The 21,100-nt window shown below is 60.7% G+C and carries 19 protein-coding genes and 1 riboswitch; of the genes, 9 read left to right on the forward strand and 10 right to left on the reverse strand.

Annotated elements, in window-relative coordinates:
• Positions 1-252: 252 nt before the first annotated feature.
• Positions 253-939: a 5,6-dimethylbenzimidazole synthase gene (gene bluB / locus CUJ84_RS11660; RefSeq protein ID WP_105006324.1), complete on the reverse strand. Its 687-nt coding sequence runs from the start codon at positions 937-939 to the stop codon at positions 253-255.
• Between the two features lie 42 nt (positions 940-981).
• Positions 982-1,169, reverse strand: a riboswitch (cobalamin riboswitch).
• Between the two features lie 174 nt (positions 1,170-1,343).
• On the opposite strand from bluB, the gene CUJ84_RS11665 reads away from it, so the two are divergent.
• The 5 genes from CUJ84_RS11665 (at position 1,344) to CUJ84_RS11685 (ending at position 7,734) form a co-directional block, all read left to right on the forward strand.
• Positions 1,344-2,747, forward strand: a complete 1,404-nt coding sequence (locus tag CUJ84_RS11665) for an MFS transporter (protein ID WP_105008163.1) — start codon at positions 1,344-1,346, stop codon at positions 2,745-2,747.
• Between the two features lie 269 nt (positions 2,748-3,016).
• Positions 3,017-4,891: a methyl-accepting chemotaxis protein gene (locus CUJ84_RS11670; RefSeq protein WP_105006325.1), complete on the forward strand. Its 1,875-nt coding sequence runs from the start codon at positions 3,017-3,019 to the stop codon at positions 4,889-4,891.
• 59 nt (positions 4,892-4,950) lie between these two features.
• Positions 4,951-5,532 (forward strand): hypothetical protein, encoded by a 582-nt coding sequence (locus tag CUJ84_RS11675; RefSeq protein WP_105006326.1) that lies wholly within the window; start codon positions 4,951-4,953, stop codon positions 5,530-5,532.
• Between the two features lie 177 nt (positions 5,533-5,709).
• Complete coding sequence (locus CUJ84_RS11680; RefSeq protein ID WP_105006327.1) at positions 5,710-6,333, forward strand: hypothetical protein; 624 nt, start codon at positions 5,710-5,712, stop codon at positions 6,331-6,333.
• A gap of 342 nt (positions 6,334-6,675) precedes the next feature.
• Positions 6,676-7,734, forward strand: a complete 1,059-nt coding sequence (locus tag CUJ84_RS11685; protein ID WP_018445143.1) for a 3-deoxy-7-phosphoheptulonate synthase — start codon at positions 6,676-6,678, stop codon at positions 7,732-7,734.
• Positions 7,735-8,484: 750 nt separating this feature from the next.
• On the opposite strand, the gene CUJ84_RS11695 is transcribed toward CUJ84_RS11685, so the two are convergent.
• The gene (locus CUJ84_RS11695; RefSeq protein ID WP_105006329.1) at positions 8,485-9,312 is read right to left on the reverse strand and encodes a TolB family protein; all 828 of its coding nucleotides are present in this window, start codon (positions 9,310-9,312) and stop codon (positions 8,485-8,487) included.
• 26 nt (positions 9,313-9,338) lie between these two features.
• Complete coding sequence (locus tag CUJ84_RS11700; RefSeq protein ID WP_105006330.1) at positions 9,339-11,018, reverse strand: NAD+ synthase; 1,680 nt, start codon at positions 11,016-11,018, stop codon at positions 9,339-9,341.
• A gap of 192 nt (positions 11,019-11,210) precedes the next feature.
• Here CUJ84_RS11700 and CUJ84_RS11705 point away from each other — a divergent pair, with 192 nt between their 5' ends.
• The gene (locus tag CUJ84_RS11705; RefSeq protein ID WP_105006331.1) at positions 11,211-11,741 is read left to right on the forward strand and encodes a DUF1003 domain-containing protein; all 531 of its coding nucleotides are present in this window, start codon (positions 11,211-11,213) and stop codon (positions 11,739-11,741) included.
• A 22-nt stretch (positions 11,742-11,763) separates the two neighbouring features.
• Here CUJ84_RS11705 and CUJ84_RS11710 read toward each other — a convergent pair whose 3' ends face one another.
• The 3 genes from CUJ84_RS11710 to CUJ84_RS11720 all read right to left on the reverse strand — a co-directional run bounded on the left by CUJ84_RS11710 (position 11,764) and on the right by CUJ84_RS11720 (position 13,238).
• Positions 11,764-12,411 (reverse strand): VOC family protein, encoded by a 648-nt coding sequence (locus tag CUJ84_RS11710; protein ID WP_105008164.1) that lies wholly within the window; start codon positions 12,409-12,411, stop codon positions 11,764-11,766.
• A 105-nt stretch (positions 12,412-12,516) separates the two neighbouring features.
• A complete protein-coding gene (locus CUJ84_RS11715; protein WP_105006332.1) occupies positions 12,517-12,936 on the reverse strand; it encodes a GFA family protein in 420 nt (139 codons plus the stop codon).
• A 101-nt stretch (positions 12,937-13,037) separates the two neighbouring features.
• Complete coding sequence (locus CUJ84_RS11720; RefSeq protein ID WP_245457553.1) at positions 13,038-13,238, reverse strand: hypothetical protein; 201 nt, start codon at positions 13,236-13,238, stop codon at positions 13,038-13,040.
• Between CUJ84_RS11720 and CUJ84_RS11725 the strand changes: the two genes are divergently transcribed.
• Positions 13,231-15,069 carry an ABC transporter ATP-binding protein gene (locus CUJ84_RS11725; protein ID WP_105006333.1) on the forward strand — a complete coding sequence of 613 codons (1,839 nt, stop codon included), beginning with the start codon at positions 13,231-13,233 and terminating at the stop codon, positions 15,067-15,069. The two genes, CUJ84_RS11720 and CUJ84_RS11725, sit on opposite strands and share 8 nt — an antisense overlap.
• Positions 15,070-15,244: 175 nt before the next feature.
• Here CUJ84_RS11725 and CUJ84_RS11730 read toward each other — a convergent pair whose 3' ends face one another.
• Positions 15,245-16,618: a class II 3-deoxy-7-phosphoheptulonate synthase gene (locus CUJ84_RS11730; RefSeq protein WP_105006334.1), complete on the reverse strand. Its 1,374-nt coding sequence runs from the start codon at positions 16,616-16,618 to the stop codon at positions 15,245-15,247.
• A 218-nt stretch (positions 16,619-16,836) separates the two neighbouring features.
• Here CUJ84_RS11730 and CUJ84_RS11740 point away from each other — a divergent pair, with 218 nt between their 5' ends.
• Complete coding sequence (locus tag CUJ84_RS11740) at positions 16,837-18,120, forward strand: pilus assembly protein TadG-related protein (RefSeq protein WP_105006336.1); 1,284 nt, start codon at positions 16,837-16,839, stop codon at positions 18,118-18,120.
• Positions 18,121-18,299: 179 nt separating this feature from the next.
• Here the strand turns inward: CUJ84_RS11740 and gor are convergent, their stop codons facing one another.
• A complete protein-coding gene (gor, locus tag CUJ84_RS11745) occupies positions 18,300-19,685 on the reverse strand; it encodes a glutathione-disulfide reductase (RefSeq protein WP_105006337.1) in 1,386 nt (461 codons plus the stop codon).
• 188 nt (positions 19,686-19,873) lie between these two features.
• Here gor and CUJ84_RS11750 point away from each other — a divergent pair, with 188 nt between their 5' ends.
• Positions 19,874-20,086, forward strand: a complete 213-nt coding sequence (locus tag CUJ84_RS11750) for a hypothetical protein (protein WP_105008165.1) — start codon at positions 19,874-19,876, stop codon at positions 20,084-20,086.
• Positions 20,087-20,142: 56 nt separating this feature from the next.
• Here CUJ84_RS11750 and CUJ84_RS11755 read toward each other — a convergent pair whose 3' ends face one another.
• A complete protein-coding gene (locus CUJ84_RS11755) occupies positions 20,143-20,427 on the reverse strand; it encodes an acylphosphatase (protein ID WP_105006338.1) in 285 nt (94 codons plus the stop codon).
• 95 nt (positions 20,428-20,522) lie between these two features.
• Positions 20,523-21,086 (reverse strand): DUF2059 domain-containing protein, encoded by a 564-nt coding sequence (locus tag CUJ84_RS11760; RefSeq protein WP_027684460.1) that lies wholly within the window; start codon positions 21,084-21,086, stop codon positions 20,523-20,525.
• Between the last annotated feature and the right edge of the window lie 14 nt (positions 21,087-21,100).

The following is a 21,100-nucleotide window of genomic DNA, read 5'->3' on the forward strand; positions in this document are numbered from 1 at the left end:
TCCGCTAAGTTGCCGTTGCGGAGACAGAATATTATGCCGAGCTTTCGATGCTGGACTACCGAAAATCTCGAGCTTTAGAGAACGGACTCGGCATAGTGTCGGGCTCGGGATAAATCCCGTTATGCCGAATTCGGCATAAAGGAATAAAGATACCTCGGCCTCGCCAGGCGTCGGCGATACCGACATCGGTTTACTCACCTTGACTGTCGATGGCGTGACTGTGCGATTGAGGCCATGCTCGACCGCACGGCCCTAGATGTTCAGTCCCCATCCATCATGAAAGACCAGTTCCTCGAGCGGTAGCCGCTGCCGCCAGCCTTTGACGGACAGTTCCGGCTCGTCATAGAGCCGGTCGACGAAACCGGCACAGAGCCAGGCGACCACCTCGATATGCTCAGGTATGCCGAGAATGCTCTTCAGGTCACCTTCATGAAAGATGCTGACCCAACCGATACCGACCCCTTCCGCCCGCGCCGCAAGCCAGAGATTCTGGATGGCGCAGACTGTGGAATAGCTATCCATCCTGGGATTGTGCGTGCGCCCCAGCACTACGCTGCCGCTGCGGGTGGGATCGCAGGTCACGCATATGCCGAGCGGCGCCTCGACGATGCCTTCGAGCTTGAGCGATCGGTAGGCCTGCCGCCGTTCGCCTTCGAACATCAGCGCCGCCTCCTCATTGGCCCTCGCAAAAGCATCCCGGACGCGCGCCCGCACGGTTGCGCTTTTCACCAGAATGAAATTCCACGGCTGCATGAAGCCGACGGAGGGTGCATGATGGGCCGCCGTCAGCAGCCGCTGCACAAGATCATCCGGCAAGAGATCGGGCAGGAACTGGCTGCGAACGTCGCGCCGCGTCATGATCGCGTGATAGACGGCCTCGCGTTCGGCCAAGGAAAAACCGGACGCCGCCGAAAGGGCATCCTCATCAAAGGGTCGCATCGTCAAATCCCCAACAACGCAACCGCCCCGCCGTCCGCGCGGATCGGTCTATCTAGCCAGGCCGGTCTTCTGACTCAGCGTCATCCGTCTGCCGCAGCCTTCCCGGCGAGAAGCCAGTGGCGTGATGAAGCGGCAAGCGTCGGCCTTACAGCGTTGGGCACGTTCCGGCTTTGCACCGGATTCCCGATTCTCCCGCCTGGACGGCGGGCACCTGACGGCGCATCTATTTCAGGAAAGCGCGGCGGCGGCAAGCCGGCCCTCATTCCGCCGACACGCTGCATGCGACATCGACTTCATGGACAGAGGCGCATCGCTGCCTTAGAAACAAACCGATCCTGACCGACGCCCATGGCGCCGCACTTTTTCTCTTTGCATTCCGGTTGCCCGTGCCCCGCCTCACGCCCATGATCCTTGCGGTCGCCCTGTTCATGGAACAGATGGATTCGACCGTGATCGCCACCAGCCTGCCGGCGATCGCAGCCGATATCGGCACCTCGCCGATCGCGCTGAAGCTCGCCGTCACCAGCTATCTCGTGGCGCTGGCGATCTTCATTCCGATCAGCGGCTGGATGTCCGATCGGTTCGGCGCGCGCAACATTTTCCGCATGGCGATCTTCGTTTTCATGATCGGCTCGATCGCCTGCGCCTTTTCCAATTCGATCACGGCCTTCGTCATCTCACGCCTGATCCAGGGCGCCGGCGGCTCGATGATGACGCCGGTCAGCCGCTTGCTGCTGGTCCGGGGAACGCCGCGTCACGAACTCGTCGATGCCATGGCCTGGCTTACCATTCCAGCTTTGATCGGTCCGATCATGGGTCCGCCGATCGGCGGCTTCCTCACCACCTACCTCACCTGGCACTGGATCTTCTGGATCAACGTCCCGATCGGCGTGCTCGGCATCATCCTTGTCACCCGTTTCCTGCCGGCGGTCGAGCCACGCAGTCCTCGGCCGATGGATTTCCCGGGCTTCTTCCTTTGCGGCCTCGGCTTCTCCGGCTTCGTCTTCGGCCTGTCGGTGATCAGCCTGCCGGCAGTGCCCGTTATCTACGGTTATGTCACGGTTGCGATCGGCATCCTTGCCGGCCTCCTCTACCTCCTGCATGCCCGCCGCGTGCCCTATCCGCTTCTCGATCCGAAGATGTTCCGCTACCCGATGTTCCGGGCGGCAATCCTCGGCGCCTCGAATTTCCGCATGGGGCTTGGCGCCCTGCCTTTCCTGATGCCACTGATGCTGCAGCTTGGCTTCGGACTGACGCCGCTGCAATCGGGCTCGGTCACCTTCGTCAGCGCGCTCGGCTCCATGGGCTCGAAATTCGCCGCCTCGCGCACCTTCAATGCCTTCGGCTTCCGCACGGTGATATCGTTCACCACCTTGCTGGCGGCGATCTTCCTCGGCATCAACGGCCTGTTCACCGCCGAAACGCCGCTGTTCCTGATCATGGCCTGCCTGCTGATCGGCGGCTTGTTCCGCTCGATGGCTTTCTCGGGCGTCAACGCCATGGCCTTCGGCGATGTCGATGATGCCGACAGCAGCCAGGCAACCGCGATCAATGCTGTTGCCCAGCGTATCTCCATGGCGATGGGTGTGGCGATCGCCGGCGGCATCCTCGAAATCTCCAGCAGCTTCCACGACGACAGGCTGCTGGTCTCGGATTTCCACATCGCCTTCTTCAGCGTCTCGGCGATTTCGGCGCTGGCCTGCATCACCTTCCTGCGCCTGCCACACGACGCCGGCGCGGAACTGACGGCGCGCGGCCGCAAGCGCCGGCACGCCGAGCCCGAAGAGGCCGTGGCGGAAAATAGCTGATCTCCCGGGCGCGATGGAGGCACTCCTCACCCGCCGGTTCGCAAGGCTCCGCGCGGCGGGGGAGCAAGGCGAATGGCCCGCGCGTGCCCAGCATTCCCTTCTACTTTATGATTTATTCACACATCAAATACACACTGCGTTTGCGCGTTTTGGGTTGCTATCAGGACATGGGCATGAGCGCTCGTGATGTGACCGTCAGCGTCGATGCCCGTATTGATATGCCGGTCGGGTACATGTCCGACTGAGCCGCAATTCTAGGCCGCCGCGGAATGTTCCAATTTTTGAAAACGATGCCTCTGACAGCCAAGCTGGCGGCGATTATCGTTGCCGTCAACCTCTGCGGCATTTCCGCTTTAGCCACCTATACCTGGATGTACGAAACCCGGGCGTTGATCGATGGCGCCAAGGCGAACTGGTCCAAGGATGCGGAGCAGTTTGCATCTCTGGCCGCGGGCGGCGTGAAATGGGGGAAGGCGAATGCTGTTCGTGAGGCTTATTCGCTCTACCGCGACGACCCCTCGCTCGATCTTGTACAGTTTGCCGCATTCAACGCGGAACCAGCCTCCGTCGATACGTGGACACGCGACGGCATCGACGGTTTGCCTGCACCCGCCGATCTGGCGAAGCGTCTGAGCGCGAAGCCGGAAAAGACGACTGTCGATGATAGCGGAACATCGGCCGGCGTCGTCACGATCATCGCGCCGCTTCCGCTGGATAAGGCAGGCAAGGCCACCGGCTACATCGTCACGAACTGGTCTGTCGAAAAAATCGCTTCCGAAGTCAGGCAGAAGGTTCTCGTTTCGCTGCTCACGCAGTCCGTGATCACTGCTTTGGCCGTCATCGCCTTCCTGCTCGCCATGCGCAGCCTCGTTGGCCGGCCCATCAGGATCCTCAGCGAGAGAATCAGCGCGTTGCAGAAAGGCGATCTGGCCTCTCCCGTCACCCACAAGGAAAATGGCGACGAGATCGGCTTTCTGGCCCGCGCCTTGGAAGTTTTCCGCCATGAAGCGATTGCGAAGGTCGAAAGAGAGCAGGCAGCTGCCGAGCAGAGCGCGTCGCTCGACGCCGAACGGGCGCGCAACGCATTATTCACGGAAGAGGCCAGCAACACCCAGCGGCTGGTCATGACCGCTCTTGCAAATTCGCTGGAAAAGCTTGCCGCAGGCGACTTCTCGATACACTTGGCCGATCTCGGTCCTGAATTCGACAAATTGCGCCAGGATTTCAACAACATGGTCGAAGCGGTCGCGGCCGCGCTGACAGAAATCAAGACCGCCTCCGTCGCTGTTGAAGGCGGGTCAAGCGAGCTGGCATCCTCCGCAGATCAGCTCGCCAAGCGGACCGAGCAACAGGCGGCAGCACTGGAACAGACCGCCGCCGCGCTGGATGAGGTGACCACCACGGTCCGAACATCGTCGCAGCGAGCCGAAAATGCCGGGAAGCTGGTCGAGGAAACCAAGCGGAGCGCCCATGTCTCGGCGACGGTGGTGCGCGATGCAATCGGGGCGATGGACCGGATTCAGACGTCGTCGAGCCAGATCGGCCGCATCATCGGCGTCATCGACGAAATCGCGTTCCAGACAAACCTGCTGGCACTGAATGCCGGCGTCGAAGCCGCACGCGCCGGCGAAGCCGGAAAGGGTTTTGCGGTTGTCGCGCAGGAAGTGCGCGAACTCGCCCAGCGGTCTGCAAATGCGGCAAAGGAAATCAAGAACCTGATCAATGTGTCCGGTCAGGAGGTTGCCGCAGGCGTCGGGCTGGTGAACGAAACCGGCGACGCCCTGCTGAAGATCGAGGAGCAGATCAACCGCATCAGCGACAGTATCGCCTCCATCGTCCAGTCCTATCGCGAACAGGCGACGGGTCTGCAGGAAATCAACGGCGCGATCAACCAGATGGATCAGGCGACACAGCAGAACGCGGCGATGGTCGAGGAAACGAACGCGGCCTGCCAGGAACTGTTGCAGCAGGGACGCCTTCTGCAGGACTCGGCAGGCAGGTTCGTCGTCGGCGCGTCTGCCGCCAGCCAGCCCAAACCCGTGCAACCCGCCCGCCATTCTCGTCCCGAGCCCAGAGCCTTCGTACAGCGGCATGCAGGAAATGTCGCCGTTGCCGCTGCTCCCGGTGCCTGGGAGGAGTTCTAACATCATCCGCGTTCGATAAGCCTTATGCCGCAGCAACCCATAATCAGGAAGGAAACACTATGAAGAAAATCGTGCCCGCATTTCTTTTGGCCTGCACCGCATTTGCCATGCCCATGGGCGCATCCATGGCACAGGATGCCAAGCTTGCCCCGATCTTCGACTACGTGAAGAGCGACGTAACGCCCTGGCTCAACGACCCCGCCATCATCGAGGCTATCAAGGCGCAGGACGCTACGAACGCCAATCTGAGCGCGGCCGATATCGACGCCCTCGACAAGAAGTGGCGTGCCGAAGTCGATGGCTCCGACCACTCGATGATCGACGGCGTGCTCAACAATGCGCTCTCGAAATTCCTTCAGGCAAAGAAGGAAGCCTCCGGCGGCAAGATCACCGAGATCTTTGTCATGGATGCAAAGGGCCTGAATGTCGGCCAAAGCGACGTCACGTCAGACTACTGGCAGGGCGACGAGGGCAAGTTCCAGAAGTCCTTCGGAGCCGGCAAGGACGCCGTGTTCGTCGATGAGATCGAAAAAGATGAATCGACCCAGACGCTGCAGTCGCAGGCAAGCGTCACGATTTCAGACGACAAAGGCACGCCGATCGGCGCCATCACCGTCGGTGTCAACGTCGACGCCCTGTAATCTCATTAAAACAGTGCAAATGCATATTGCCCGGTAGCAAGCCCGGGCGATATGCATGGACTACGACTTGGCGCGCACGTCGCATGAGTGAGATTGAGTGCGACGTGCTTCGTGCATCCCCCGAGACCATTATCATCTCGGGTACCGCGGCGATGCCAGTGATAAAGGAAACTCTGCTTGCGCCATATCACCTTGTCAGTGCTTCTGAATTTGGCTCTGATAGCCTCCGCCAACGCTGGCGAAAACATTTCCGGCGTTTGGCGAGACTTGTTTACACAGTGCCGAGTTGCAATAGAAACGGGCAAAGACTTCGATGCAACGGGATTACGCGACTTGGGACAAAGCCTGAGGATCGCAGCGCCGCCGACGATGGCCGGATCTACCAAGGCCATCATGCCCGGCTACGACGTGGCCGAACAGCGTTGGGGAATTCCAGGGGACCGTTTTGTCGTGGTCGAAACGGAGTATCCACCGCATGGCGGCAAAACAAGACGTTCCTGCAATCTCGAACTTGCTCCACAGGCGAAGCCAATCTCTGCTGACGAAGAGAGTCTCCTGAGAGCGGCTTTTCTTGCCGAACGCGATAAACTCCTTGATACCGGACGCTATGAGCACTGGAACCCCGACCCCATATTTTCCACCAATCTTGGTATTCGGCTGGCAGGGAACAATGTGAATGGCTGCCGTGTAGTCTCTCTCCTGTTCATCGACACCCAATCCAACTTCCCGTCATTTCTTCAAACGGGCTCTGGTGAGCAAGACGGAACCTGTGGTGGAGCACCACGCCTAATACATCCATAAAGCGCAAGAGACGGTATGTCGTTTGACCCAAGTTGCGCAGCCGCTCCTCATCTAGTTCACCGCGCTCTCTGTGGCGCGCTCTCGATTTCATCTCCGTTGCACCTCCCGCAAAAGCACCAGCTTCCAGACAGAAAATTCTGCGTGACAACGCGCAGGCGTGACACTACATACGCCCCATGTCGATCACATCAATCTACGCCTCGCGATTTTATTGGTACCGCTGCTCACAGCGGATGCGGGTCTATGCGTAACTGAATTCGACGCGACGACAACCCGAACAGCCGCTAGTCTACCTGGCGGCTTTTTTGTTCCGCGCGGGTATGACCAAACAGGAGCCATACCGTGTCTGATACCATTGACGATCTGCGTATCGTCGAAATTACCCCCCTGACCAAGCCTGCCGATATCATCGCGGAAATTCCCCGCAATGCTGATGTCAGCAAGACCGTGACCAGCAATCGCGATGCGATCCACCAAATTCTTCGGGGCGAAGACGATCGCCTGATCGTCGTCATCGGCCCCTGCTCGATCCATGATCCCGTTGCCGCCAGGGACTATGCCGCTCGGCTCACGGAACAGCGGCAGCGCTTCGCCGGCGATCTCGAGATCGTCATGCGCGTCTATTTCGAAAAGCCCCGCACCACCGTCGGCTGGAAGGGTCTGATGAACGACCCGCATCTCGACGGCAGCTACCGCATTGAGGAAGGCTTGCGCATTGCCCGGCGTCTGCTGCTCGACATCAATGCGATGGGCCTTCCCGCCGGCGTCGAATTCCTCGACACGATCACGCCGCAGTACATCGCCGACCTCGTCAGTTGGGGCGCGATCGGCGCGCGCACGACCGAAAGCCAGATCCATCGCCAGCTCGCCTCCGGCCTCTCCTGCCCGATCGGCTTCAAGAACGGCACCGACGGCGGCGTCCGCGTTGCGCTGGATGCCATCCTCGCCGCCTCGCAGCCGCATCACTTCCCGGCGGTAACGAAGGACGGCCAAGCGGCCATCGCCTCGACGACAGGCAATGAGGATTGCCACATCATCCTGCGCGGCGGCAAGCGGCCGAACTATGAAGCTGCCGACGTCGAGGCTGTCACGAACGAAGCCGTCAAGCTCGCCGTCGCCCCCCGCATCATCGTCGATGCCAGCCATGCCAACAGCGGCAAGGACCCGATGAACCAGCCGATTGTCGTCAAATCCGTCGCCGCGCAGATCGCCGCCGGGAACAACGACATCAGGGGCATGATGATCGAAAGCAACCTCGTCGCCGGCCGCCAGGATCTCGTTCCCGGCAAGCCGCTGGTCTACGGCCAGTCCATCACCGACGGCTGCATCGATTGGGACATGTCGGTCGCCGTACTGGAAGACCTGGCGGAGTCCGCCCGCGAGCGGCGGCGGACGCGCTAACGACCTCGCAATTCAACATAACCCCGAGACGCACATTCGATTTCGGGGTTATGTGCTATCGCATCGCCCCATTGTTCGGCCATTTCACGCGTCCTGTAGGTAGGTCGCGGCAAGGCGATCTTATTGAGAGCTGGTTTGGCGCTCAAAAGTGCAAGGCTTCAGTCACCAGGGTCCAATTCGCAAAGCATGCCCTCAACCGGGATGGCCGCCATCTTTTCGGACTGGATATCAAATCTCCAGGCTGCAACTACGTTCTCTGATCGGTAGGAACGATCTGGTAGCTCCACCATCTCTCCGAGAGCGAAAACAAAATCGTTTGGAAACTGGCTCGATGAGCAAAATGCCGATTCCAGAAATTCGTGACGCGGTGACGGCTTCGAAACTGTGATCCTATCGATCACAGTCCACACAGCGCTATTCCCCTTTCTGCCCGTCTCACGTTCAAGCACCAAGGATAACTTCTCGCCACATTTAAACTCGGTCGCCCCATATGTTGGGCCTGCATCTGTCACGACCATCCCGCCGATTTCTATGCAGTCATTCGTAGGGAGACGAGAGGTCTTTCCCTTGATATCGCCAGCCTGGGCTGACACCGAGGTCAGCGTCATAAGGGCTGCGAGCGTAGGAAAATAGCATGACATGGGAAGCTTTCAGCTTTGCATTACGGCAAAGAAATACCAGGATACCGTTGGCGTGAGTATTCTGTGATCCCGCTTCGACTATCGTTACAGCGAGATACCGTCCATCGTCCTACTCGGCCGGGAAGTACCGGACATAGGCAAACTCATCACCATCAGGTGACCAGCAGGGCACGTTGATCGTGCCCTGCCCGCCGAACAGCTCGAACAGCGTCTTCAGATTGCCGCCGTCCATGTCCATCAGCCGCAGGCGCACCTCGAGGTCGCGCGGATGGTCGAAGACGGAGGGGTCGTAGGACAGGATCAGCACCTTGTCGTTGTTGGGTGACGGATGGGCAAACCAGTTGCCGTAATCGTCTGATGTCACCTGCTGGAGACCCGTGCCGTCGGGATGGACGCGCCAGATCTGCATCAGCCCAGTGCGGCTGGAATTGAAATAGATCCACTGGCCATCCGCCGACCAGTCCGGCCCGTCATTGCGGCCTTCGCCATGCGTCAGCCGCGTCTCCTCGCCGCCGTCGACGGAGATGGTGTAGATGTCGAAGACATTGTCGCGGATGCCGCAATAGGCAAGCTCACGCCCATCCGGCGACCAGCCGTGCCAATAGGACGGCAGGTTCTTTGTGATGAGCCGCGGCGTGCCGCCTTCGATCGGTAAGGTGTAGATCGCCGACTTGCCGAATTCGGTCTTGTCGGAGATGACAATCTGTGTGCCATCGGGCGAAATGCCGTGATCATTGTTGCAGTTGACGGCAAAGCCGGTATCGACCTTGACCACGTCGCCGCCATCGAGCGGCAGGCGGTAGAGCAGCCCGTCGCCGTTCATGAGCAGGTAGGAACCATCCGGCGAAAAGTTGGGCGCCTCCACCAGCTTGTCCGTCTGCCAGACCTCGCGGGCCCTGCCCGTCCTGACATTGTAGATCTCAACCGAGCTGCGCATGGTTCCTCCCGAAAAACGTGATGCCGTCAGCGATCCCTGAACCGGTTGGTGATGGGATACCGCCGGTCGCGGCCGAAATTCTTCTTGGTGATCTTAACACCCGGCGCCGATTGCCGGCGCTTGTATTCGGCGAGATAGAGCAGATGCTCGACCCGGTGAACGGTCGCGACATCATGGCCGCGCGCGACGATCTCTTCGACCGCCATTTCCTTTTCCACCAGGCATTCAAGGATATCGTCGAGAACGGGATAGGGTGGCAGGGAATCCTGGTCCTTCTGATCGGGACGAAGTTCGGCCGAAGGCGCCTTGTCGATGATATTCTGCGGGATCACCTCGCCAGACGGTCCCAGCGCACCCGGCGGCACGTTTTCATTGCGCCAGCGGGAAATCGCATAGACCTGCATCTTGTACAGGTCCTTGATCGGGTTGAAGCCGCCGTTCATATCGCCGTAGAGCGTGGCGTAGCCGACCGACATTTCCGACTTGTTGCCCGTCGTCACCACCATCGAGCCGAATTTGTTGGAGATCGCCATCAGGATGACGCCGCGCGCCCGGCTTTGCAGGTTCTCTTCGGTAATGCCGCTGTCGGTGCCTTCGAAAAGGCTGGCGAGCGCGCTGCTGAAACCCGTCACCGGCTGTTCGATCGGCACGATATCGTAGCGGCAGCCGAGCGCCTTGGCGCAATCGGCCGCATCCTTCAGCGAATCCTCTGACGTGTAGCGGTAGGGCAGCATGACGGTGCGCACCCGCTCTTCGCCCAGCGCGTCGACGGCGATCGCTGCGCAGATCGCCGAGTCGATGCCGCCGGAAAGGCCGAGCACGACGGTCTTGAAGCCGTTCTTGTTGACGTAGTCGCGGAAGCCGAGCAGGCAGGCGCGGTAATCGGCTTCCTCGCGCTCTGGAATATGCGCCATCGGTCCCTCGGCGCAGTGCCAGCCGCTGTCGCCGCGCTTCCATGTCGTCACCGCCAGCGCGATTTCGAACTGGCTCATCTGGAAGGCGAGCGACTTGTCGGCATTGAAAGCGAAGCTCGCCCCGTCGAAGACCAGCTCGTCCTGGCCGCCAAGCTGGGCGGCATAGATCAGCGGCAATCCGGTCTCGATCACCTGCTTCAGCACCACCTGGTGGCGGATATCGACCTTGCCGCGATAATAGGGCGAACCGTTCGGCGACAGCAGGATTTCGGCTCCGCTTTCGGCCAGCGTCTCGCAGACGCCGAGATCGCCCCAGATATCCTCGCAGATCGGAATGCCGATGCGCACGCCGCGGAAATTCACCGGCCCCGGCATGGCGCCCTGGTCGAAGACCCGCTTCTCGTCGAACTCGCCGTAGTTCGGCAGGTCGATCTTGTCGCGCACCGCAATCACCTTGCCGCCGTCGAGCACGGCGACGGAATTGTAGCGCCCGGTCTCGTCCTGCCGAGGAAAACCGATGATGACACCAGGCCCGCCATCGGCGGTATCGGCAGCCAGGCTCTCGACCGCCTTCCAGCAGGCGCGGATGAAGGCGGGCTTCAGCACCAGATCTTCAGGCGGATAGCCGGAGATGAAAAGCTCGGTCAGGACGAGCAGATGCGCGCCCTCCCGGCCCGCGTCAATACGCGCCTCGCGCGCCTTGTCGAGATTGCCGGCGACATCGCCGACCGTCGGGTTGAGCTGGCCGATGGCGATGCGGAAGATATCAGAAAGAGCGTTTTCCTGTGTCATGTCATTTATTTAGCCTGCACCTTTCACGACCGCAACACGTTCGGGCCGAAAGCGGCACCTCGCGACGACGAAATTTTTATGAACGGATCGCGCGTGGCTCCGCGCGGCACTGATACGCATTGCAATTTACCTACGGAGCGGAATACTGGCGCCGAAAGCGACCGCATCGATAACCGGCATCGGAAACAGGCAATGTCTAATCTTTCGGACTTCGTGCACCATCATTTCGACAAACCGGCCGACGAACTCGGCGACGTCGAAAAGCGCGTGCTGGCGAAAGCGCACGCGCGCAAGGTCATCTCGACCGACGTCAACGCCGCCTTCTCAGCCGACGCCTCCTTCGGCGAGCGTATCGCCGACAGCATCGCCCGCATCGGCGGCTCCTGGTCCTTCATCATCGCCTTCTTCGTTTTCCTGATCGCCTGGACTGTCATCAACACCATCATTCTGATGAGCGGCGCCTTCGATCCCTATCCCTTCGTCTTCCTGAACCTGATCCTGTCGATGCTCGCCGCCATCCAGGCGCCGATCATCATGATGTCGCAGAACCGCCAGGCAGAGCGCGACCGCTTCGAGGCCGCCAAGGATTACGAGGTCAATCTCAAGGCCGAACTCGAAGTGCTCTCCCTGCACCAGAAGATCGACATGCGCGTGCTGACCGAGCTGACGGCGTTGCGCGAGGACGTTGCCCGCCTCAGCGCCGAACTTTCCGCCAGAAGCTGAGGCATCGCTTATTGCGCAACGATCACCCGCCCGGACCGGCAAACAGGATGAGATTTCCGTCCGGATCCAGCACGATGAAGTTTCTGGCACCCCACGGCTCCTTCCTGAGGGGCTGATGGAAGGATACGCCTGCGGCCTGGAAATCCAGGAACAGGCGCTTGATCTCGTCTGATGTATCGACGGTGATCGAGGCTGAAAGCAGATGCTCCCGTTGCCTGATATCGCCGACGAACACGGGCTCGCATACCAGCCTCAGAGCGAGTTGAGCATTGTCGCGGATGACCTGTCCGTAAAACGGCGGGTCGCCATAGACGAAGTCGACCCTGAAGCCGAGCTTGCCGGTGAAGAATTCGCACGACGCCTTGATATCGGTGACAAACAACTGCGCGGATAGCGAACTCAGGATGGCTTGTGGTGCGGGCTGTTTTTTCGGATCTGTCATGGCTGCGGCTCCTGTCTTGAGCGCCTGCCATCCCTCGAAACCCATTTGACGTGCGATCAGGTCCTGCGCGTCGCTAAGCTTGAAGCGCGCCTCCAGCACCTGGCTGTCATCGAGATGACGGAAGCGCGGCAACGCAGCTCTGATCTCGGCTGCAACAGGATAGTATCTTTCGCGGTGCCATCGCAAATACTGCTTGGCCTGCTTTTTGAGGTTTTCGAGATTCGGCATGGGCGCAACTGTTGATACATTGTAGGCGGGCATTGCCCTTTCGACATTCGACGAAGCGCCCTACGCAGCACGGTAAACCTAGCCTCGGCGATCAACCTTTGTCAATCACGGGGCCAGCGAGGATGACGACGGGGGATTCCCGTCATATTGCGGCAGGCCATCTGATATTTCGTAGAAATCGCCCTTGTCGGCGCAGTAGATATGATGGCCGAAGGCAAGGCCGCTCGGCGTGTCAAAGGCGCCGGCCATGACCGAAATCTCCGCCGATCCGTCCGCCTGCCAGAACAGCGCGGAGCCGCAATTCGAGCAGAAGCCGCGCTGCGCCTCTTCGCTCGACCGGTACCAGCGGACCGCCTCGGTGCCATCAACCGAAAGAGCCGCGCGGGCCACGTTGACCGCGGCGTAATAAAACCCGGTCTGCCGGCGGCACTGCGAGCAATGGCAGCCGACGACAGGTCCTGGCTTCGCCGTCGTTGAAAATCGCACGGCGCCGCAAAGGCAGCCGCCTGTATGCCGTACGGTCATCATCGCTCTCCCGTTTATGACGGGACGTTGCCGCCGATCACCCGCGGCGTCAAATCCATTCCGTTCAACGAAATCATCAGAAATCTTGAAAATCGACGGCCTTATCCATGCTTGGTCGGCTCAAGCACCTGTTGCTCGACGACAACAGCCGCCAACCTCATCTCATCGCGGCATTGAATCGCCGGCTGTTGTCGGCAATACTTAAGGTCCAATTTATTCAACCCTGGGAGACTGACATGAGAGCGACCCTGTCCGAACAGAAAGGAAACATCCCCCACAAGGACATTCAGCTTCATGAACATTCGGTTCTCCCGCGCGAGGAAAAACTCGCGACGCCATAACCCCTTCCTGAAATTCTTCCGCGACGATGCGAATGCCGCCGACCGCGAGCGGCGCCGGTCGCGCATGCGCAAATTCCTCTCCTACTACCGTCCGCATCTGCCTTTGCTGCTGGCGGATCTGCTTTGTGCCATCCTGGTCGCCGGCACGGCGGTCGCCCTGCCGCTCTGCGCCAACATCGTCACGAGCCGCCTTCTGGCTCTCCCCGACGCGCCGCAGGCCTTCGCACACATCCTTGCGATGGGCGGCGTCATGTTAGCCGTTCTGGCGGTCCAGATCGTCGCCATCTTCTTCGTCGATTATCGCGGCCATGTGATGGGCGCGCGCATCGAAGCGACGGTGCGGCAGGAACTCTTCGAGCACTGCCAGAAGCTCTCGTTCAGCTTCTACGACCGCCAGCGCACCGGCCAGCTGATGAGCCGCATCACCAATGACAGCCTGTGGCTGGGCGAGCTCTTTCATCATGGCCCCGAGGATCTTTCCATCGCCGTACTCAAATACGGCGGCGCCATGCTGGTGCTGTTCTTCATCGATCCGCCATTGGCAGCCCTGATCTTGCTGCTCACCCCGGTGGCGGTGGCCTATGCGCTTTATTTCAACCGGCGTATGAACCGCGCGCTCGAAGCCAGCAAGCGGCAGATCGCCGCCGTCAACGAGCGCGTCGAGGATGCTTTTGCCGGCATCCGCGTCGTCCAGTCCTTTGCCAACGAGGCGCTGGAGAAGGAACGCTTCGCCGAGCAGAACCGGCGTTTCTTGCAAAGCCGCGCCGAGGGCTACCGCAGCGAAGCCTGGTTTTCGGTCGGCACCGAAACCTTCGCCCAGTTCGTCACCATATTGGTGATCATCGTCGGCGGCCTGCGCATCCTGGCGGCGGAACTGACCGTGCCTGATATGCTGACCTTCCTGCTCTGCATCGCCGTGCTGGTCGATCCCGTGCAGCGGCTGGCGAATTTCGTGCGCCTCTGGCAGGAGGGTTATACCGGCTTCGTCAGGGCCATGGAGATCCTGGAGATCGCTCCCGATATCACCGATCGGCCGGCGGCGCGGCCGATGCCGGCACCAAGGGGCGAGATCAGCTTTTCCAACGTCGCCTTCGGTTACGAGGCCGATGGCCCGCGGGTGCTCGAGCAGCTGTCGCTCACCATCGCTCCCGGGGAGTTCGTCGCCCTGGTCGGCCCGTCAGGGGTCGGCAAGAGCACGCTTTGTGCGCTGATACCACGTTTCTACGATGTCGAGGCCGGGGCGATCCAGATCGATGGCATCGACATCCGCGATGTGACGCTGGCCTCGCTCCGGCGCCACGTCGGGGTGGTGCAGCAGGATGTCTACCTGTTTGCCGGTACGGTGGCGGAAAACCTGCGCTACGGCCGGCCCGAGGCCAGCGATGCCGAGCTGGAAGCGGCCGCGCGCGCCGCCAATGCGCACGACTTCATCATCGCCCTGCCCCATGGCTATGATACCGATATCGGCCAACGCGGCGTGAAGCTCTCGGGCGGCCAGCGCCAGCGCATCACCATCGCCCGCGCCTTCCTCAAGAATCCGGAAATCCTGATCTTCGACGAAGCAACCAGCGCGCTCGACAACGAGAGCGAACGGGCGGTGCAGCAGGCGCTGCTCAGCCTGGCAAACGGCCGAACCACCCTGGTCATCGCCCACCGTCTGTCGACCGTCCGCCATGCCGACCGCATCCTGGTCCTGACGGCTGATGGCATCGTCGAACAGGGCACCCATGACGAGCTCATGGCGCAAGACGGCGTGTACGCCAACCTGCACAGCGTCCAGGCCAGCATCTGACTGCCTGTTCCACCTTCGCAGCATAAAAAAGCCCGGCATCGCCGGGCTTTTCTTCAACCGTTTCGGCTACTGCATAATTCTTCAAATCGGAACCGATTTAAGGGTAAAATTATGCAGCAATCCAAAATGCTACAGCGTCCTTTGCGCATCTTTCCAGACGCGCGGCGCTGTAGTCTCAGCCGTTCGCGACCATGCGCTTTTCGTCGCGGCCGCCCTTCATGCGCTCGGCAAGCAGGAAGGCCAGTTCAAGCGCCTGGTCGGAGTTGAGGCGCGGATCGCAATGGGTGTGGTAGCGGTCCTGCAGGTCTTCTGCGGAAACCGCGCGAGCGCCGCCCGTGCATTCCGTCACATCCTTGCCGGTCATTTCGACATGGATGCCGCCCGGATGCGTGCCCTCGGCGCGGTGGATCTGGAAGAAGCTTTCGACTTCCGACAGGATCCGCTCGAAGGGACGGGTCTTGTAGTTGTTGAGCGTAATCGTGTTGCCGTGCATCGGATCGCAGGACCAGACGACCTTACGGCCCTCGCGCTCGACGGCGCGGATGAGGCGCGGCAGGTTGTCGGCGACCTTCTCGTGGCCGAAGCGGCAGATCAGCGTCAGGCGCCCGGCTTCATTGGCCGGATTCAGGATGTCGATCAGTTGCAGCAGATCGTCAGCCTGCAGTGACGGGCCGCATTTCAGGCCGATCGGGTTCTTGATACCACGGCAATATTCGACATGCGCATGGTCGGCCTGGCGCGTGCGGTCACCGATCCAGATCATGTGGCCAGAGGTTGCATACCAGTCGCCCGAGGTGGAATCGACGCGTGTCAGCGCCTCTTCATAGCCGAGAAGCAACGCCTCGTGGCTGGTGAAGAAATCGGTCTCGCGGAGCGCCGGCTGGTTTTCCGAGGTGATGCCGATCGCCTTCATGAAATCCATGGTTTCGCTGATGCGGTCAGCAAGCTTGCGGTAACGCTCGCCCTGCGGGCTGTCCTTGACGAAGCCGAGCATCCACTGATGAACGTTTTCGAGATTGGCGTAACCGCCCATCGCAAAGGCGCGCAGGAGGTTCAGCGTCGCGGCCGACTGGCGATAGGCCATGGCCTGGCGTTCCGGATTCGGAATGCGCGACTCCTCGGTGAACTCAATGCCGTTGATGATGTCGCCGCGATAGGCGGGCAGCGTCACGTCGCCCTGCTTCTCGACATTCGACGAACGCGGCTTGGCGAACTGGCCGGCGATGCGCCCGACCTTGACGACCGGCAACTGCGCGCCGAAGGTCAGCACGACCGCCATCTGCAGGAAGGCGCGGAAGAAGTCGCGAATATTGTCGGCGCCGTGTTCGGCAAAGCTCTCGGCACAGTCACCGCCCTGCAGCAGGAAGCCGTTGCCTTCGGCGACGTTGGCAAGATGCTTCTTCAGACGGCGCGCCTCGCCCGCGAAGACAAGCGGCGGATAGCTGGCGAGCGTGGCCTCCGTTGCCGCCAAAGCGGCTGCGTCGGGATATTCGGGAACCTGCAGGATCGGTTTGTGCCGCCAGCTGCTCGGGGTCCAATTGTCTGCCATCTCACTCACCCGTTCTCACATCCCTACCTTAGGATGCCCTCAATATGCGGCGGCTTATAGACCTTTAGGTCAGGCTTGCAAAGACCAATCGCCGACAGTTGTCGCCTCGCCGCCGCCGCCCGCCATTGTCTGATTAAACCCGCATATACCATGTCGATTTCCCCATATTTTAGACTTTCAATGTAGAACCGCAAAGAGTTCAACATCGGGGACATGGCATGGCGATCCTTCCGCCCGGTTTCATATCGGACCGCTCGGGCAATTTCGGCATCATGACGGCACTGCTGATGGTGCCACTCGTCGGTGCGGCCGGCATGGCCGTGGATCTCGCCCATGCGCTCAGCCTGAGGACACAGCTTTACGCCGCTGCCGATGCCGCCGCTGTCGGTTCGATCGCCGAAAAATCCGGCGCGGTCGCAGCCGCCATGACCATGAGTGGCAACGGCACGATCTCGCTCGGCAAAGACGACGCCCGCAGTATCTTCATGTCTCAGATGTCCGGGGAGCTGACCGACGTTCATGTCGACCTCGGCATCGACGTCACCAAGACTGCCAACAAGCTGAATTCGCAGGTTACCTTCAGCGCGACCGTGCCCACCACCTTCATGCGCATCCTCGGCCGGGACTCGATCACGATCTCGGGTGCTGCGACTGCCGAATATCAAACCGCCGCCTTCATGGATTTCTACATCCTGCTCGACAACACGCCTTCCATGGGCGTCGGCGCAACCGCGAACGATGTTTCGAAGCTGCAGGCTAAAACAGGCTGCGCCTTCGCCTGCCATCAGATGGACCAGAGCACCAACAACTATACAATCGCCAAGAGTCTCAGCGTCGCCATGCGCATCGACGTCGTGCGCCAGGCAACCCAGGCGCTGACGGATACGGCCAAGACCGAACGCGTCAGCAGCGACCAGTTTCGCATGGGCGTCTATACTTTCGGCACCAAAGCCGAAGACGCCAAGCTGACGACGATCTCCAGCCCCACCTCCGACCTGACGAAGGTGAAGAATTACACCGACGCCGTCGATCTGATGACCATTCCCTACCAGAACTACAATCAGGACCAGCTCACGAGCTTCGATAGCGCCCTGACCCAGATGAATACCATCATCGACCCGGCCGGTGACGGCACGTCGAATATCAGCCCCGAAAAGATCCTGTTCTTCGTTTCCGATGGCGTCGGCGACAGCTACAAGCCGTCGACATGCACCAAGAAGACGACCGGCGGCCGCTGTCAGGAACCGATCGACACCTCCTTCTGCAAGCCGCTGAAGGATCGCGGTGTCAAGATCGCCGTGCTCTACACCACCTACCTGCCGTTGCCGAGCAATGATTGGTACAACAAATGGATCAGCCCCTTCCAGAGCGAGATTCCGACGAAGATGCAGGCGTGCGCTTCGCCCGGCCTCTATTTCGAGGTGACGCCGACCCAAGGTATCACCGATGCGATGAAGGCGCTTTTCCTCAAGGTCATCCGGGCGCCGCGCATCACCAGCTAGCGCATCGGCCCGAAAATCGGAATCGATTTTCGGAAAGCACGATGCGTAGATTCAAAGTGTTAGAGCGTCCTTTGTGCGTCCGAAGGGACGCACGGCGCTCTAATGCATGTCGCCCGGAAGTGTGCAGCGGTTCCGGGTCAACGACATGCATAAAACAAAGAGCTTAAGCCCGTCGCGGATCAAAGCCGTTTGCCGTCGCGGATGCGATAGCTCGGCGCATACATGGTGACGAGCTCTTCTGCGGCGGTCGGATGCAGCGCCATGGTGCGGTCGAAATCGTCCTTGGTGCAGCCGGCCTTCAGCGTGATGCCGAGCAACTGCGCCATTTCGCCGGCATCGTGGCCGAGGATATGGGCGCCCACCACCTTGCGGCTCGCCGCATCGACGATCAGCTTCATGATCATCCGCTCGGCCCGGCCGGAAAGCGTGGCTTTCAGCGGCCGGAACTGGGCGCGGTAAACCTCGAGCTCGCCATAACGTTTGCCCGCATCCTCTTCCGAGAGGCCGACAGTGCCGATCTCCGGCTGTGAGAAGACGGCGGTCGGGATCAGCTCGTAGTCCGGCCGGGTCGGATTGTTCTTGTATTCGGTCTCGATGAAGCACATCGCCTCGTGGATCGCCACCGGCGTCAGCTGTACCCGGTTGGTGACATCGCCGAGCGCATAGATGTTTTCGACATTGGTGCGGGAATATTCATCGACGATGACGGCGCCGCGCTCGTCGACCGCGACGCCGGCCGCCTCGAGGCCGAGGCCTTCGGTGTTCGGATCGCGCCCGAGCGCCAGCATGACGACGCCGGCTTGCAGCGTGCCGTTGTTCAGCGTCTCCAGAATGAGGCCGTCCTCACCCTTGGAAACCTTCTGCAGCGTGTCGTGGCAGTGGATGCGGATGCCCTTGGCGACCATCGCTTCGTGCAGCCCGCGCCTCAGATCTTCGTCGAAGCGCGACAGGATCTCGGCGCCGCGATAGATCAGCGTCGTCTCGACGCCGAGGCCATGGAAGATATTGGCGAATTCGACGGCAATATAGCCGCCGCCGGCGATGACGATCGATTTCGGCAGTTCGTCAAGATGAAAGGCCTCATTGGAGGAGATGCAGAGTTCATGACCGGGAAGGGCTGCATGCGGGTTCGGCCGTCCGCCGGTGGCGATCACGATCGTCTTGGCCGTCACCATCTGTCCAGTCTTCAGCAGCCGAACCGTATGGGCATCGACGAGCTCTGCGCGCGTTTCCAGGATCTCGGCATTAGCGCCGGCGAGACCTTTCTTGTAGAGGCCTTCCAGCCGGGTGATTTCGGCATCCTTGGCCGCCACCAGCTTTTTCCAGTCGAAGCTGCTTTCGCCAACCGTCCAGCCGAAGCCCGCCGCATCCTCGAAATGCTCATGGAACTGCGAGGCGTAGACGAAGAGCTTCTTCGGCACGCAGCCGCGGATCACGCACGTGCCGCCATAGCGGTATTCCTCGGCGATCGCCACCTTTTTGCCGAGCGAGGCGGCGACACGCGCGCCGCGCACGCCTCCCGAACCGCCGCCGATGACGAAGAGGTCGTAGTCGTAGGAAGACATGAGGAGCTCCGGAAGGGAATCGCAGGAAGGATGTTCCTGATATAGGGGCGATCATCACGAAAACAAAAGCCCGCTCCTGCGTCATCCCGTTCCCATCGCCGAATCTTCATTGTAAACGGCTGCGATTGACCCGGTCGCCGAAGGCTGGCAGGCAATCCGCGAGATGAAAAAGAATGCCGGAGCAAAAGATGGATCAAACTCTCTTCACCAACCTGTGCAGGGCTGGCAAATTCAAGGAAGCACTCAGCCTCGCCATTCAGGGCCATGAGGACGAAAAATACACGCCGAGCCGTTTCTCGATCGACAAGAAGACGAGACTGCCGATCTTCTACCGCGGCAACAAGCGCGTGGAGCCGGACGAGGAGGGTGTGTGGCAACTTGCAAAGAACCCGAACCCATAGGGCTGAGTTCCGGCGCATCTGCGATCCCAATTGCATCTGCCGAGCGATTGCTGCTGTCAGCGGGTAATGCGGAAATCCGTCGGGTTCTTTTCAAGCTGGGCTGCTTCCATCTCGACACCCGAAACCGACGCCCCCGAAGGTCCGCGCCAGAAACGCTCGATCATTGTCGAGATAGCGGTGTCGGGTCCTGCGATCACCGCGACGACGGCCCCGTCCTCTTCATTGCGAACCCAGCCCGTCAAACCGAGCCGCACGGCCTCATCGCGCGTCCAATAGCGAAAACCGACACCCTGGACCTTGCCGGATATCCGCACTCGGACAGCCTTGTGATGATCGGACATCTGTAGTCACCTAAAACCGCGCCGGCGGCATTTGCCGCATCATAGCAAAAAAGCCCGGACAATGCCGGGCTTTCGCAAATTTTGATGGGCGAGCTTTACTGCTGGGCAGCCGGTGCGGGAGCCGGAGCGGCCGGGCTGTCGGTTGCCGGCGGCGGCGCCTTGATGACCTTGGAAAGCTCGGCGTTGCTCTGCTTTTCCAGGTCGCGGGAAATGCCCTGCGCCCAGATGTCGGCAGCCTTCGCCGTCTCGCGCGAGGCGACCGGACCGTCGCGCAGCAGCTTCTTGCCAACGTCGGAATTATAGAAATCGGCGATCGCCTTCAGCTCATCGACGGTGAAGGTCTTGGCATAGGTGAGTGCTGCCTCCTTCTCCAGATCGCCGCGGCGCGGCGCCAGCGCCAGCGCCTGAGCGTCGACCGTCGACGAAATGATGTCCTGGTAGTTCGGCGAATCCTGGATCAGGCCTGCCTTCAAGCGCTCGGCGAGACCGGGCAGGATGTTGTCGAACTGGGCAGTGGCGCCGATGGCGTCGATCGCCGCGCGAGACGCCTTCAGCTGCTCCTCGGAAGCTTCCTGCGCCTTGACGGCGGAGCCGAAGGCAAGCCCGGAAAGAAGGACGGTCGCAGCGGCGAGACGGCCAAGACCTGCAATGTTCATCATGAGTATACGCTCCT

The sequence above is a fragment of the Rhizobium leguminosarum genome (assembly GCF_002953715.1).
GTDB lineage: Bacteria > Pseudomonadota > Alphaproteobacteria > Rhizobiales > Rhizobiaceae > Rhizobium > Rhizobium leguminosarum_V.